This is a genomic window from Lysobacter sp. Soil_C_15 (assembly GCF_057657315.1).
Window position 1 is genome coordinate 38,042 of record NZ_JBDGIR010000006.1, and the last position, 15,025, is coordinate 53,066.

The following is a 15,025-nucleotide window of genomic DNA, read 5'->3' on the forward strand; positions in this document are numbered from 1 at the left end:
TGCAGCCGCACGCCCCTTCGCAAGCCTCTGCCCCCTTGAGCCTTTGCTGTTCCCCCCTTTGCTTTGCTGTTCCCCCCTTTGAAAAACGCTCTGTCCTCGATCTGTATTGGTCAGCGGCGCTTCATTCCAACAGATATTTACAACTATTAACTAGCGCCTGCCTACGCGTGGATGGGTATCGCTCTACAAGTCACATCAGGTCCGCCGCTATACTTCAAAGGCACACTGGCGACCTGGGACGCCCGGCGCACTTTCTGATGAAGAATTTAGGCCATACAAGGGCTTAGACCGTGGCAAGCATCCCTTCCAATCTGCTTTTGCTACATCAGGGCGAAGAAGAGTTGCATCAGCGCGCGCTGCATTTGATCGCGGCGGCACCGGACTTGGCTGACCAGTTGGATATCGCTGAGCGAGCCATGGATGTCATGGACAAGCTCCGCCAGCACTATCAGGCCGACGACGACGAGCGCGCCATCAGCCATCTAGCAATCAGAGTATTCAATGGCTTTGCGACCGCATGGAAGCTCATGGCTTCTGGCTACTACCAGGCCGCTACGCTCATCCTGCGCGACGTCATCGAGACGACCAACCTAGTCAATGCCTTTCACGCGGACCGCTCGCTCATCGCAAAATGGCGCAAAGCGGACCGGCGCACGCTTAAGCTGGAATTTGGTCCGGCGGCCATGCGTAAGGTCCTCGACGACCACGCTGGATTAGGTAAGAGCCGCCGCGAAGAGATTTACATTAAATTCTCCACGCTGGCGGGCCACCCAACGATCGATGGCTTCGCCATGCTGCGCCCCCAGGGCATGAACGCCCATATGGGACCATTTTCGGACGCCACCGCGTTACGCGCTGTGCTGGAGGAAATGGGCATGCTGGCGGCCCAAGCCGGCTTCGCCTTTTGTGTCTATCTCGATACCGCCCTTGAAGGCTGCAGCCCGGTCGCTCACCGTTTTTTGGCTGGCGCCATGGACTACTCTGGCAAGTATTTGGGCAAGTCTTACTCTGCGGAGGAGCGCACTGAGGTTGACCGCTTATTTGCGCGTTAGTCTCTTCACTTGAGGATGGCCCGATGAAGAGCTTCGAGGGTATGTAAGGCAACTGTTTGGGGATAGCCAGTTGCGCACCGTAAACGAGTGCCTGCGGACCATTGGCGACCGTCGCGAATTCAGCCGTTATCACTTCAATCAGGCCAAATCCTTGATGGAGAGTGCCTTGCAGGGACGGCAGGACTTCGAGCTGACAGCCGTCTTCTTGTGCGCATTCGACACGGATGAGCAACAGTTTGACACGGCACGATTTCAGGCCTATGCGCATACGGTCGCCTGTGTTCAGAGCATGCACGCCGTCGCTGATAACGTCGTCCACTTCGCTTACTACGCCCTAGGTATAAACCTGGATCCGACCGCGCCCATCAAAGACGAGCGAAACATCGTCTGGGCCAAGGTAGGCAAGAAGCTGGCCGCGGGGCCCATCAAAGACGGACTAGCCACATTGCTGGATGATCCTGGCTTTATTTACTTGGCCGCGTTGAACAACCATTCCAAGCACCGCTCGATCATCGAAGTGTCCTATGCGGTTAGCCACGAAACAGAAGCTGTCCAACACGGCCTGCCTTTCGATGCCTTCACCTTCAATGGCATTGGCTATCCCCCGAAGTGGGTGCGTGCAACATTGATCGATGAATACCAGCGTCAAGAAGTATTGATACTGGCGATCGGAAACGCAGTAAACGACGAGCTAAGGAGCCGTTTGCAGGCGGAGGGGCCGAAGCTGGGAGCTGCAGGAAAATCGTGAGTGCGCTAATCGGTTTCCACGCCCACCGAGGCGGGAACCGCGTTCGAGCGTCATCTACTCGAATGATTCATCCCGGTCTCGGCTCATTTGGCCAATCATTCGATCCCACACGCTGATCCGATCTTTGATCCGCTCGATAGCTTCTTCTTGGGCCTGACGTTCCGGCGATCCGTCCGCAGTTGGCAAGGAAAAAGTAAGGGCCAGCACCTTGCGCAGGATGGGCATCTCCCGCTCTGAGCTGCCGGCGGTCAAGCCTCGCCCCGCGAATTCCAGAAGGAATGCGCTCTTGTCCGGAGCAAGCTCGAATAGACGCCGGGCAATAGACGGGCCATCGTCTGTCGCTTCCGTGAGCTGACAGATGCGGGCGGCAAACAGGATCCGGGTGCCCGGGTCTTCTGCACACCAAGCTACAAGGAGGTCGTCGGAGACTGCGGAGAAAGTATCCCCGTCCTTGCTGATCGAGCTCTCCTCCAAGACTAGATCGCTCATGGCGTGGCGACGCTGGGGATCTTCCAGATTGAACAGATAGGTGAGGGCATCCTGGGGATAGCCTCGGATAATGGGCGCCAAGAAGTTGCCGGTCGTGCTGGGCAAGTAGCGGGAGTGAAGGGTCCTCGCCTCCACGGCCCGTGCGAGCACGGGCTGAATAACCTGAAAGGTTGCCGAGTGTTTGGTGGCGAACTTGATTAGATTTTCAATCTCGAAGTCGACGCGCTCCTGGCCATGTTCGAGGCGAGGCCAATCTACGCGTGCCAGCAGTTCCTGGCAGTAGCGCCCCAATGCGGCCTGCTCCGACGGTTCACGCTCCTTGGCGCTGAAGATCACCATATGAAGGATGTCTAGGGCGACATGCACTCCCTCAAGTCCTTTTGAGGCAATGTCATCCAGAAGCGGGCGAATTTCATCGACGGAGATAGGCATCAGCCTTCCGCCAAACATGAGGTCGCGATAGCGCCACAGCGGCGCTCTTCCGATCGCCAAAGCCCGGCGGATACGTTGCGCTCCCTCGCTGGTCATGGGAATGGCCAATTGGAGCGTGGGTAGCCAACCCCCTAGAGCCTCGTCGTCGAGCATGCCATTCAGTAGCGCGCTGGTTGCTTCTAAGTCACGCTCACCCCATCCGGAAATCAGTCCGAATACAAAAGTGGGATTGAGCTGTTCAAGGTTTGTAGAAGCAAGAGCATGGGCGCGTATATCGCTCATGAGGGGAGCCGGGTCAGGCGTGGCCATGGCAACTCCGCGCCCAACCGCCATGGTGTAGTTCTTGGCGTCAACGCTAAGCAGCCCTGGGATCATTTCCTGGAGTAAAATCGTGTCCGCCGCTAGTTCACGGCCAAGGCGCTCACCTCTCGCAGCAGCGCGCTCCTCGGCATCCAGAATGTCGTCGTCATCTTCCTCGTCGTCAATGGCATCGCGCATCGAGATGACGGCATGGATTTTTGCCCGCAGCGCTTTGGGCGAGATCAGGTCTTTGAACGAAGTTACTTGTTCTCTGAGATCGGGTTCCAGGTCTTTCTGCCGCAACAGCTCATTGATGCTCTTCAGAGCAGGCAGCCAGTCGTCGCAATCGATCAGGCGAGGGGCCAGCGCCTGGATCCGGACCGAAAGCACTGGATCTCGAATGTATCCGAAGACACCGCGCCCGAGCATGACCCGAACCTGGCGGCCGATCGCGTCATGACGGAACGCGTGCTCCTCGGCGATACCGATGAAGAGCAGATACCAGGCTCGATAGTCCTCGATGTCTTTAGGCCACCAGCCCACGCTGCGCTTGCGCGCGCCGAACTGGAAGGTTGAGGTATAGCGGAAGTCCCGCACCTTCAAAGCTTCCTTAAGCAGCGCGAGCCCAATTTCTACTTCTTCAGGAGCGCCGGATGCCAGCAAACGCTTGATATGCGGCGCGCGCTGCACACCGGTGGCTAGCGTGCCCGAGTAGTAGGGCTGGAAGAGTTCTCTCAGCTGCTCCAGCTTCTTTTCTCTAGTATTTCGAACTGTGGGCTGAAGGGGCAGCAAGGTGAGCAATACCCCAACGCACCGATCAAAAAGGTTCGCGTCATAGGCAATGGACTGCATAAGTTGCGTGATCTTTTCGATCTCGAACTCGTGCAGCTTGCCAAGATCCCCGCCTGCCGCATAGCGTTCAGCGGCAGCCAGCGCGTGCTCCGGGGCAACCGCAGCCAAGCGCAGGAAGATCGGCAAGTCCTTGGCGGTAAAGCGGCTGATGTCCGAGACGGAGCCTGTGCCGTCTATCAAGCCTGACACCAGGGTTTTGGCAGCTGGCGAGGCGTGAAGAAAGCTCAAGCGATGTGCGAACGAGGAACGCACGCGCTCTGGCGCATGCGTGAAGAGCCGCTCCTCGATTTCCGATGCCAGCTGTTCTTCCAAAGCCAGCGCCGCCAGTCGGTTTGAAACCGCATGGGGTAGCAGCGCACGCCATTTCCCGCGCTCCTGGAGCAAGCCCCGTCGCTTGAGGTCGACCATGTTGCGCCGGAACTCGGCGACCGTGGTGCCTGCGAACGCGGCTAGGACGGCCATCTCGGAGGTGGGCGACATGTCCTCACCATCAAAAGAATAGATCAGGCTCGCAGCCTTGGCGCAGCGCAATAGTTCGTCGCCAGCGCCCTGGCTCTGCTCGAAAAGGCGTCGGAACAGCTCGCCATCTTTCAGGGAAGACAGGTCATCGGTGTATTTGGAGGTGGAGGCTAGTGCGAAGGCGAGGCGAGAGTTGCCGTCGCTTGCGGCAATGACCGTATGCACATCGTTCAACGACAAGTGCTGATAGCGTGCGCGCAAGAGCGCCGACATGGTTTCGTCAGACGCGCCTTCCAGCCGATAGAACACCGTGTCCTCGGGGAGATCGTCCTGGATGTCGTATTCAATGGTGAGCAGACCGATCGTTTTGGCGGTCTTGGCCTTACGCTCGACAAGGGCCGCATGCGACTTCTGCCCGCAGTTGTCCACGATCAGGATCGACGGAGCGCTAGAGCCCGAGAGCGCCTCGATCATCGCCTCTGGTGACGGATCAGGGCTATTCGAGATATCGGTATAGATCGCCCAGTCCTGAGAGAGGGCTGGCGATTCAGTTTTGATGCGAGGGTCGAACAGGGCCTGTGCCAGTCGGGTCTTACCCACGCCCGACAAGCCCACCAGGCGCACCGTGCCACCTGCCGCTAGATCGCGCCGGATCGCCTCAATGGCTTGGAGGTCAGTCATTCCATCGGTAGCCCCTGGCCCGAAGACCCGCGGCTCCTCGCCTACGACGAACTCAGCCTCCTGGTTGGTTTCCTTGTAAGCCCAAGGCCCATAACCGTTCCATCCCAGGACGGGCTTGCCAATATGCTCACGAACCCAGATCGCGAGCGAGGGAAATTCCTCGACCCAATCGGCGATCTGTCGCACGCCAAGGAAATCGACCTTGATCTTGCCCGCCAAGCGGTGCTTATCGAGCACTTTTTCCATGGCTGCGACGCGATCGGCTCGCCTCGGGTCTGCGGGATCGTCGCGAGTAGAGGCGATGACATACAGGCCACCATCCTTCGCCAGCGCAGCAATCGATGGCCGGATGACACGCTTGGGCTTGGGCGCCATCTCCGGACCAATCTTGGCTCGCTCAAAGGGTTCGGCTTTGACCTGGACGATGGCTACGCTGCGGCCCAGGGGGGCGCTCAGGTCGCAGGCCGGGTGGCTTTCGACCCGCACATCGACCCCGCCGTCGTTTGCCCGCTGGTTGCCGCCCCAGAACACGGCAGCCGGGTCGAGGCCTGCTCGATGGACATGGGAGCGGCACAGACGAGCCAGGAGTTCCCTGGCCTGCCCGTCGTCCAAGGCTCGGATGTGATCGGGCTGGATATGGAAGAGGGGGTGCATGGGGCGATTGTCGCAAGGTGACGCGTAGTCTCCAACCGACACGCTTCCCTTGGACGATCTTTCCCAAAATGCCCAGAGCGAGAGCGTATTGCACGGGCCCTTCTATGACCTGCGGAGCCAAACGGACCCTGATGGCGCTCAGAAAATTGGGTTACGCGCCAATCGGTCATCTGCCGCCGTCGGGCCTACCTTACGGTGACCAGTCCGGTCCAAGCCCTGATCCGATCGAACCATTCGTCGCGCTCTTGGCCGTTGAGCTTGCTGGTCTTGATCCAAGTGTCCGAATGCCGCTCAAAGAGCACCGAATACTGCGGGTAGGCGGTATCGTTGACCTGCAGTTCGATACGCTGCCGGAAGGTGCCATTGCGCCAGTCGTAGTTAGCCCTGGCTACGAGGATGTCCGAGCGGTGGAAGTAGCGTTCACCGCGAAGAGGGTCGCGGATCCACAGCAATTCCATGTTCGCATCGATCGCGATGTTGTCGTGCGCGGCGGTAGGGGTGAAGCCGCCTGCAAATTGACCGGGCAACTTGGGCGGGTGGTGGCGGAACGGCAGAGGCACCAGCCACACGACCGCCAGAACGAAGCCTGCGATCGAAACGCTCATAATCAAGCCGATGATGTCGTCATCGCGAAAGCTAATGAAGAGAAGCAGCGCGCAAATCGCCGTGATTGCCAGCCTGATGAGCTTGAGCAGCGTGAACATGACGTCCGTCCTTAGAGAAATGGGCCGCGGTTGAGCACGGTCTGACCGCCTTTGGCGGCTGTAGGAACTGGTCGCGCTCAGTTCGCGCAACGGAAACACTCGGATGGGTGCAAGCGATCGCCGGCGCCGCTGGACCCCGGTTTACTGGACAACTACTCAGTGCTCGCCTGGGGAAGCGGCGGTTCCGGGCAATAGATCGGTTTCCAGCACGCCCTGGGCGCCGAGCAGCACAACCACCTGGCTAGGGCTCGCAGAGCTGTCTTCGGCCCGTTCGACCAGATAGGCCAGCGCCACCTTGTCGCAGTAGTCGATGACTCGGCCGAACCGGACAGACCCCGTGAGCGACGCCGGCAGCGCCAGCCGCTTGCCGCCGAGCGTCAGCACCGTCGAGGAGGTGGATCCGGCTTCCTGGTCGACCTGGCCCAGGCTGGTCCGGATCGGACCCGTGGCGTCATCGATGCCATGGGCTGCGCTCCAGACGAACTCGCTGGTCCTTGGGGTCTTGGCAGTCCCCGCGATCTGGCCAGCCTGGAGCCGGCACGACAGGCTGGGGGTTTTAGCGGCTTCGGGCGTAGCGGCCTCCGAAAAGCCCGCCACCCCTGCCACCAGCGAAACCAAGACCAAGAAGCGGGATACCTCGCGCGGGATCGATTGGCTCATGTCAGAGCTCCGGTGCGGATGGGCGAACTCTAAAGAAGTCTTAGAAGACAAGTCCAGCGGCTTCTAAGACCCTCTTAGGGATCAGTTCATCCGTCGAGAGCTCTGGTTTGCCCCGAGGTCCAGCCCCCAGCCCTGTTGGCATCGTTGCCATTCGCCTGAGACAGGCGCGGGAGGCCATGGGGTTGTCTCAGCGTGGCCTGGGAATTGCGGCGGGGTTCGACCCTACGGGCGCGTCGCCCAGGGTCAATCAATACGAAGCCGGCAAGCACACACCGGATGTGCGCTCGCTGGAACTGTTAGGAAAGGTGCTGGGTAAGCCGGTGCCTTACTTCTATGCCGTCGACGATGCCTTGGCAGAGGCGATCGAGCTGCTTGCTCGAATGTCTCCGAAAGAAAGAAAAGATGCAGTCAAAATTCTTCGTGAAGGCGACGGCACTAAGTAATGCCGAAGAGGTGATCGCTGCCATCACTCCGGCTGTCTGCGCATTGATATCTATCAGAGTAAAGACGCAATTAATCTACTAACGAACGTATCCATGGGCATCGATGTTGAGATGATGCGTCGGCCCTTTACTTGCGGTATGGCGTCGGCCGAGCGCGTCGTTAATCGAATATTCCTTCGGGGAGGGATAAGCAACATCGAAATGGAAGCTTTCGGGGAGCTTTAAACTAAACTTCCAGTTTCTTGGGATGGGTATGCCGCCATGTCTTTGCCCATCATGATTCCAAGCCAGCCCCCTGGCGTCGTGGCAAACCTTCCCTTTCTTTTGATGGACCCCTTCGAAGCGCGCAATGAGCCGTTCTGCTGCCTTGATTAGCCCCTCATCTCCCCAGCGCGTCGCTCGTTGCCAGATGGTTAGACCACCATCTTTGCAAGAAGAATCGAAGATATGAGGAAGAACTAACACATGCTTCTCATCGCGAGGCAGGACACGCATACGCCATTTATCCTCATCGAGAATGGCGGCCTGCATCAACCCAATAATTTCTTTGGATTGCTGGATGAATGGTTCGCTTGGAAGCCACCGGAGACGAAAATGGGGAGTAAGTCTGCGCTCGACCTCGCTTCGCTCGTTTCTGTTCTCGGTGAGCCCCATAATATGCGGGCTTTCTTCAGGGGACATGTGTCCCACTATATCTTCTAGACCGTTACAACCTACGGCGGCACGCTTTGAGTTTGCTCCTGCTGCAAACTTTATCGACCACCCATCGGGTAGCACGCAGCCCTGCAGGATATGCTTTACACGTGGGATCATACTTTGCGGCAAGCCTGCGATAAGCGCCGTAGGCATGATTATCCCTTTATCTTTCGCTCAAGAAGCTTCAAGACAATATCCATTGGAACGGTGATCCGGCGCAAATCATCCTCAGTCAAAGCGGCCCGCAGGCCGATTAATGCATCTTGAACATGACTAACGCCCGGTGCGTGCTGAAGTCCGCCGGGGCGCGCACCAACCTTTGCCGGATCTTCTATCCAGCTATTTCCCCAGGGAATACCATGGGAGTCGCTCCAGTCCTTAAGCCGGTCGATTAATAATCGCAGCCGAAATTCAACCCAGTCTGACCCGAGATTTTTTGAACGAATAAGTTTCGAAAAAGATGCCTCATTCTCAACGACATCCAGAAGCTGATCGCGCCACTTACTTGCTTCGGCATAAGCTCGTCGAATTTCTATCGGTGAAACGGGCGCGGGGAGTTCAACGCCATCGGCTACAATCTCGTCGGGGGTGTGCCACGAGATGACATCCTGACCAGTTAGGTAAAAAGGCTTTCTCCCATCAGGATGCTCTCTCGCCAGCGCTTCGTAGATATCCCCCCGCAATTTTGCAAACTTTCCTCGCGTAGCGTGCTCAGACGCGAGCAACTCCGGCTGGTCAACTGGAGCGATTAGAAAATCTTGGTGAGGACGCTTTCGAAGAGAAATTATGCTCCTGAAGCGTTCGAGGAAGTCGTAGAATTTTCGCCCGGCCATTTCAGGCGGAGGGAACGGAATTCCCCTCTCCTGAGCAATCCTCTCAAGAAGAATCCGTGCTCTTGCTCCAGCGATTGGGCGCCCCCCCGCAGAGCCAATCATTTCAGCGATTATTTTCTCGAAATCGTCGTTGGTGTTCATATGACCCCAGACGCGAAAACGGGGCCTTTGGCCCCGTTTTCAGTATCCACTTGCGCTGGCGGGTTTAATACATACGACAAATCAACATAGGATGTCGTGGAACAACCTACGGCTCGCCGCACCGGCCTTTGCTCCTTCCGGACCGTAGGGCTAACAACGCACCTTCGAGACGGAATCCAGGCCAATATAGCTTGTGTAAGAGACGAATGCAAGTTCGAACGCTGACTGGACGGTTCCACGCGGTGTGCTTTCCAGCGAAGCGGACCTTCGTGAAACAAGCTGCTGTCACAGAACGAGACCGGGTTCCATTAGGCATGTTAGAGGTGCCACACCCTTAGGACCGATCAACTCACCCCCAATGAGCGATGACCGATTTGATGCGCGCGCATGATGACGGCCAAAGCCGCGATGGCGGTCGTGTTTGTGGCGCGACCGCCATCGCCCCGAATTCAGCTACCGTGAGATTTCAGAAAGAACTCCCGAGCCGGGGCTGCTCCTTTGTTCCCCTCAAGAGCCGATGCCACGCCAGATAAGACGGCAAGTGGTGGGTCGACACGCCGCGAAACGGGATCATCCAGTCCTTGAGGTCGCGCGTGTAGGCGTTCATCGACTGGATGTTGTAGAGGGAGTTCGTTCGGCGCTTGGGTCGCGCGTTGCGCTTGTAGGCGGGGATCGCGTGATGCTCCAGCCCGTGGTGGGCTGCCAACTTCGGATACATGGCGGCGCCGTCGGAACAAAGCACCGTGCCCGGCGCCAGGAGTGGCGAAAGGACTTTGTCAATGCAATCGGTATTGGCGCGAGGAAGCACTGCGGTGAAGGTCAACACAGGATCACGCGATCGCGCGACGAGGACCGCCACCTGATACTTCCGCGAAAGGCCCCGCTTCTTGGCCCGGCCGCCGCTGCTCCGCGGCCGCACGCCACGAGGAAGCTTTCCTCCCTTGTAGGATCGCTTGAAATAGGTTTCGTCGACTTCAACGATTGCCCCCAACTGCGTCGGCCCGTTCTCGATGATTGCGCGCAGGAACTTGTGCCGCCACCGAAAAGCGGTGTTCTTGTCCACGCCAATGCTTTGCGCAACCCGACGCACGGAAAGGCCTTCCAGCATGCGGCGCACATTCTCGAAGTGCTTGTCTTTGAGATGGAGCCCCTTGAGCGCGCTCGTGGTCATGTGCGTAAAGGTCTTCTTGCAGGCCTTGCGCAAGAACCGTTGCTCGCCAAGACGGCATTTACCGTGCTTGGTGAAAGACGGCGCGTGACAGTGCGGGCAGTCCAGGATGGCCGAGCGCCGTTGTGCACCGACCATGTCGGCTTCGACCGCGCTTTCCCGCGCAGCCAGGAGCGGCCTGAGCGCCAAGCACTCATCGGACGACAACTGGCCGACCAAGGCACGCAGCCGGTCAAGGGGCGACGCAGACGACTTCCTTGCCATGACTGCCGATCCGGAGGACGGGCGTGCAACTCTACGGAGCGTAGGCTATACGTAGCCTTTATCTAGCGATGGGGCCGGCCGTATTTGATCGGCGCTTACGACGCGTTTAGGTGGAACGACATCCGCTTCGGCTCGCTGTAACAAAGCGAGGAGCTACTGACATGGCAAAGTTCGATGACTGTCGCCGTTTGGGAGACGCCTCATCGGACAAGTGTCAATGCCCTGGGAGGGCACGGTGGCTAGAGGGAATTAAATGGGGAAGGACCGGGGCTTTTTTAGTTAATAACTGTAAATAACCCGGCGTCGCCACCAACACAGATCGAGGACAGAGCGTTGAAAAAGGGGGGGCAGGGGGGATTTGCTGTTGCTGTTGCTTCATAGCGACCGCATTGAAGCGAAGCCAGAAGCAAATCCAAAAGCAAATCCCCCCTGCCCCTTTTTTCAAGGCAGGAACAGCGGGAACGGTGCGGGCTGAAAGGGAATTGCGGTAGCGGAAGTGCTGGCGACCCCGCGCCTCAGCGCGGCTGTTCCAGCGGCGGCGGCAGTTCCGGCGCGCTGTCGTCGCCGTCGCGCAGGCGGCGCACGCCTTCGGCCCAGTGCAGGACCTCGGCCACCGCTTCGAAGAACTCGTTGCCGATGTAGTCGTCCAGGGCGACGTGCTCGTTGAGGCCGCGCGCGAGTTCGACGTTCTGCAGGATCGGCACCCCGGCCTCGGCCGCCGCGGCCTTGATCTGCTCGGCCATGTAGCCCTCGCCCTTGGCGACCACGACCGGCAGGTCGGTCACGCCGTGCTCGTATTGCAGGGCGATGGCGATGTGGGTGGGATTGGTCACGACCACGTTCGACTGGCGGACGGCATTGAGCATGTTCTGCTGCGACCACTCCTGATGCAACTGCCGGCGCCGGCTCTTCACGTGCGGGTCGCCCTCGTTCTCCTTGACCTCCTGCTGGATGTCGCGGCGGCTCATGCGCAGTTGCTTGAGGTAGGCGAACTTCTGGTACCAGACGTCGATCGCCGAGACGAAGAAGAACACGAAGATCGTCCACACCGCGATCCGCACCAGCCCGTGCCAGATGCCCGCGCCCATCGCCGCCGGCGGCGCGTAGGGCAGCAACATCAGCTGGGCCAGCATCTTGTACAGGACGAAGCCGCCGATGCCGATCAGGGCGGCGCTCTTGAGCACCGACTTGACCAGCTCGACCAGGTTGTCCATGGAGAACATCTTCTTCAGCCCTTCGGCCGGGTTCATCTTCTCCATGCTGGGCTTGAGCTTCTCCAGGGTCATGATCGGCCCGACCTGGAGGAATTCGACGATCACGCCCAGGAACACCGCCATCGCCAGCAGCGGCAGCGACAGCCACAGCAAGGTGTCGAATGCGGCGGCCCCGGACTCGCGCAGGGCGTCGCCGAAGGGCTGGTTGATCGCCTTGAGGCAGGTCTCGAACAGCCGGATCAGCTTGGCGCGCATGAAATCCAGCATCAGCCAGCCGCACACCACCCAGCCGAGCACCAGCACCGTGCTGGTCAGCTCCTTGCTCTTGGCGACATTGCCTTCCTTGCGCGCATCCCGGATCCGTTTTGGGGTAGGCGGTTCGGTCTTGTCGGCGCCCTGGTCCTTCGCCATGCGCGGCCCTTGCAGCGAGAGGGTGACGAGGCTATCACGCAGACCGGAACGCGACCGTGGCGACGTCGCCACTCCGGTCACGCTCCGCGGCCGCGCCTGGCTGAACCCGGGCCGGCGACCTAGGGTCGTCCCGAGTATCCTCCCTCCCCGCCCGGCGCTACATTTCGCCCATCCCCCCCGACTTCACCCGTTGCCCGCCCCGCATGAGCACCATCGGCCCCGATTCGCGCATCGACCGCACCAGCCTCGACGGGCAGGCTGCGCTCGAGAGCCTGCGCGGACGGGAGCCGGCGCCGCAGGAGCAGATCCAGCAGTCGCCCCAGGTCGCCGAAGCGGCTCTGCCGGCCTACGCGCCGCCGGCGGCCGATGCCGGCGAAACCGTGCTCAATGCCGACGCCTGGAGCGGGGTGCCCGCGGGCGAACGCCGCCTGGCCGGCGACCCCGGCTTCGAACACGAACTGGGCGGCCTGGACCTGTCCTCGGCCGCCGACCGCGGCGCCGACGCCGTCCTCGACGCGCTCAGCTGAGCCGGCGCGGAACTAGCCGCGGCGTCCCGCGGGATATCCTGCGCTCGCAAGCGGCGACCGCGTCCGATCCGGGGCGCCTGCCCAGCATCGGCTGCCGCCCCGCGTCCGCGCTACCCTAGGCGCCGGCTTCATCGCGCCCCGTATCCGCTTGAACGACTCCATCCCCAGCCCCGAAGCCCTGCGCGCCGGCGCCGACCGGCTGATCTCCGCGCTGGCCGCGCACAGCGACCCGGAGTACCGCCTGGCGGTGCTCAAGCGCGTGGTGCGCCGGCTCGGCGAGGACCGCTACCCCTTGTTCATCCGCCTGCTCGGGGTGGTCGCCGAGAGCGACGACACCCACGCCCAGCGCCTGCTCGCCGACACCTTCGGCACCGCGTTGCGGCGCATGGACCTGCCCGGCGGCGCGCTGAGCTCCTGGGGCGCGACCCGGTTGCCCGACGCCGGCGGCCCGGTCGCGGTCAGCGCCCTGTCCGGGCATTTCTTCGGCGCCACGCCGCGACGCCTGCTCGGCCCGGTCGAATACCTGACCGTGTGGCACCTGCAGCGCACCCAGCGCACCGCGCTCGGCGCGGCCAGCTTCCGCACCGCGCTGTCGCGCCTGATCGCCCTGCTCAACCGCAGCGAGGACGCGCGCACCCTGTACCCGCAGAAGCTCGCGGCCGACGCCCAGAACGAAATGGAAGGCGCCTACACCCGCGCCACCCGCGAGCGCTTGGCGGCGATGGCCGCGGCGTGGAAGGCCGGGCGCAGCCCGGACGAGGTCGCCCAGGCCGCGCTCGACAGCGGCGAAGACACGCCGCATCCCAGCGGCTGGGTGGTGCGCGACCTGTAGCGCTCCGCAGCGCGCGAGGCACCGCGCTGCGACACTCGGCCACATCCGCCGCCCGCGGCGGCGGTGCTGCAATGCCGGCCTCCCGCATCGTCGAGGCCGCCGCCGTGCCCGCGTCCCGCCTTCCCGTCCCGATCGACCTGCGCGCGCGTCGACGCGTCCTCGCCGGCCTGGCCTGCGCCGGCCTGCTCAGCGCCTGCGGCGGCCAGCGCCCGCTGTCGCTGCACGGCATCAACCTGACCGGGCGCGATTTCGCCCGCGATTTCCAATTGCTCGACCCACAGGGCCGGGTCCGCCGGCTGGCCGATTTCCGCGGCCGTCCGGTGCTGCTGTTCTTCGGCTTCACCCAATGCCCGGACGTGTGCCCGACCGCGCTGACCCGCGCGGTGCAGATCCGCAAGCTGCTCGGCGCGCCGGGCCAGGCGCTGCAGGTGATCTTCGTGACCCTGGACCCGGAGCGCGACACGCCGGCGGTGCTGGACACCTACGTGCGCGCCTTCGACCCGAGTTTCCTCGGCCTGTACGGCGACGCCGATCGCACCGCGCGCACCGCCAAGGACTTCCGCGTGGTCTACGCCAAGGTGCCGACCGGCGCGTCCTACACCATCGACCATTCGGCGCTGAGCTATGTGTTCGACCCACAAGGCGCCTTGCGCATCGCCCTGCGCCACGAGCAGAGCGCGCAGCGCTGCGTCGACGATATCCGCCAGATCCTATGAGCCCGACCCTGTGGGCCAGGCTCATCCCCACTCCCTCCGCGAGCGCCGCCCGATGATCGCCCGTCTCAGTTCCGCGGCCCTCGCCGTGTCCCTGTTCGTGTCCAGTACCGCCGCCGCGGCGCAAGTCGCGGTCGAAGCGCCGTGGGTGCGCGCCAGCGTCGCCCAGCAGCACGCCACCGGCGCCTTCATGCGCCTGACCGCGCAACGCGACACCCGCCTGGTCGGCGCGCGCTCCCCGGCGGCCGAAGCGGTGGAAGTGCACGAGATGGCGATGGAAGGGCAGATGATGCGCATGCGCCAGATCGCCGCCCTGCCCCTGCCGCGCGGCCGCAGCATCGCCCTGGCCCCGGGCGGCTACCACATCATGCTGATCGGCCTGCGCCGCGCCCTGCGCGCCGGCGAACGCGTGCCGATGACCTTGGTGTTCGAGGACGCCCACGGCAAACGCAGCGAGACCCAGGTGCAGGCGTTGGTGCGCCCATTGGGTGCGACGGGGCCGTAAGGCACCGTAGCGACAACGGCGGTTGCGGTTGCGGTTGCGGTTGCGGTTGCCGTTGCCGTTGCCGTTGCCGTTGCCGTTGCCGTTGCCGTTGCCGTAATGAGCTTGGCGCAGCAGCGAAATCGCGAGAACGCCCTGAAGCCCCGAAGGGCGGCCCGCAGGGATGCGGGCCGTGCGCAGCCAGGCCAGGGAGGGCCTGTGCGGAGCAGCCCCGCGCAAGCACCGTCCCATAGTGGCTTTTGACTCGAAA

14 protein-coding genes are annotated in these 15,025 nt (G+C 61.7%); 7 read left to right on the forward strand and 7 right to left on the reverse strand.

Annotated features, from left to right (window positions below; translation table 11 throughout):
- The first annotated feature begins 290 nt into the window (after window positions 1–290).
- The gene (locus AC3A57_RS15040; RefSeq protein WP_487579651.1) at window positions 291–1,052 is read left to right on the forward strand and encodes a hypothetical protein; all 762 of its coding nucleotides are present in this window, start codon (window positions 291–293) and stop codon (window positions 1,050–1,052) included.
- Between the two features lie 70 nt (window positions 1,053–1,122).
- Window positions 1,123–1,800, forward strand: coding sequence for a hypothetical protein (locus AC3A57_RS15045; protein WP_487579652.1), 678 nt, complete (start codon window positions 1,123–1,125; stop codon window positions 1,798–1,800).
- A gap of 54 nt (window positions 1,801–1,854) precedes the next feature.
- Here the strand turns inward: AC3A57_RS15045 and AC3A57_RS15050 are convergent, their stop codons facing one another.
- The 3 genes from AC3A57_RS15050 to AC3A57_RS15060 form a co-directional block, all read right to left on the reverse strand.
- Window positions 1,855–5,667, reverse strand: a complete 3,813-nt coding sequence (locus AC3A57_RS15050; RefSeq protein ID WP_487579653.1) for a hypothetical protein — start codon at window positions 5,665–5,667, stop codon at window positions 1,855–1,857.
- Between the two features lie 185 nt (window positions 5,668–5,852).
- Entirely contained in the window at window positions 5,853–6,371 is a 519-nt protein-coding gene (locus AC3A57_RS15055; RefSeq protein WP_487579654.1) for a hypothetical protein, read from the reverse strand.
- Between the two features lie 156 nt (window positions 6,372–6,527).
- The gene (locus AC3A57_RS15060) at window positions 6,528–7,031 is read right to left on the reverse strand and encodes a hypothetical protein (RefSeq protein ID WP_487579655.1); all 504 of its coding nucleotides are present in this window, start codon (window positions 7,029–7,031) and stop codon (window positions 6,528–6,530) included.
- A gap of 107 nt (window positions 7,032–7,138) precedes the next feature.
- Here AC3A57_RS15060 and AC3A57_RS15065 point away from each other — a divergent pair, with 107 nt between their 5' ends.
- The gene (locus AC3A57_RS15065; protein ID WP_487579656.1) at window positions 7,139–7,474 is read left to right on the forward strand and encodes a helix-turn-helix domain-containing protein; all 336 of its coding nucleotides are present in this window, start codon (window positions 7,139–7,141) and stop codon (window positions 7,472–7,474) included.
- Window positions 7,475–7,552: 78 nt separating this feature from the next.
- Here the strand turns inward: AC3A57_RS15065 and AC3A57_RS15070 are convergent, their stop codons facing one another.
- The 4 genes from AC3A57_RS15070 to sctU form a co-directional block, all read right to left on the reverse strand.
- Window positions 7,553–8,155 (reverse strand): hypothetical protein, encoded by a 603-nt coding sequence (locus tag AC3A57_RS15070; RefSeq protein WP_487579657.1) that lies wholly within the window; start codon window positions 8,153–8,155, stop codon window positions 7,553–7,555.
- 170 nt (window positions 8,156–8,325) lie between these two features.
- The gene (locus tag AC3A57_RS15075) at window positions 8,326–9,144 is read right to left on the reverse strand and encodes a hypothetical protein (RefSeq protein WP_487579658.1); all 819 of its coding nucleotides are present in this window, start codon (window positions 9,142–9,144) and stop codon (window positions 8,326–8,328) included.
- Window positions 9,145–9,610: 466 nt separating this feature from the next.
- Window positions 9,611–10,576, reverse strand: a complete 966-nt coding sequence (locus AC3A57_RS15080; RefSeq protein WP_487579659.1) for an IS1595 family transposase — start codon at window positions 10,574–10,576, stop codon at window positions 9,611–9,613.
- 515 nt (window positions 10,577–11,091) lie between these two features.
- Window positions 11,092–12,201 (reverse strand): type III secretion system export apparatus subunit SctU, encoded by a 1,110-nt coding sequence (gene sctU, locus AC3A57_RS15085; RefSeq protein WP_487579660.1) that lies wholly within the window; start codon window positions 12,199–12,201, stop codon window positions 11,092–11,094.
- A gap of 203 nt (window positions 12,202–12,404) precedes the next feature.
- Between sctU and AC3A57_RS15090 the strand changes: the two genes are divergently transcribed.
- The 4 genes from AC3A57_RS15090 to AC3A57_RS15105 all read left to right on the forward strand — a co-directional run bounded on the left by AC3A57_RS15090 (window position 12,405) and on the right by AC3A57_RS15105 (window position 14,778).
- Window positions 12,405–12,728 carry a hypothetical protein gene (locus AC3A57_RS15090; RefSeq protein WP_487579661.1) on the forward strand — a complete coding sequence of 108 codons (324 nt, stop codon included), beginning with the start codon at window positions 12,405–12,407 and terminating at the stop codon, window positions 12,726–12,728.
- A 148-nt stretch (window positions 12,729–12,876) separates the two neighbouring features.
- Entirely contained in the window at window positions 12,877–13,560 is a 684-nt protein-coding gene (locus AC3A57_RS15095) for a hypothetical protein (RefSeq protein WP_487579662.1), read from the forward strand.
- 71 nt (window positions 13,561–13,631) lie between these two features.
- A complete protein-coding gene (locus tag AC3A57_RS15100) occupies window positions 13,632–14,276 on the forward strand; it encodes an SCO family protein (protein WP_487579663.1) in 645 nt (214 codons plus the stop codon).
- A 52-nt stretch (window positions 14,277–14,328) separates the two neighbouring features.
- On the forward strand, window positions 14,329–14,778 hold the full coding sequence (locus AC3A57_RS15105) for a copper chaperone PCu(A)C (RefSeq protein WP_487579664.1): 450 nt from the start codon (window positions 14,329–14,331) through the stop codon (window positions 14,776–14,778).
- Window positions 14,779–15,025: the final 247 nt, after the last annotated feature.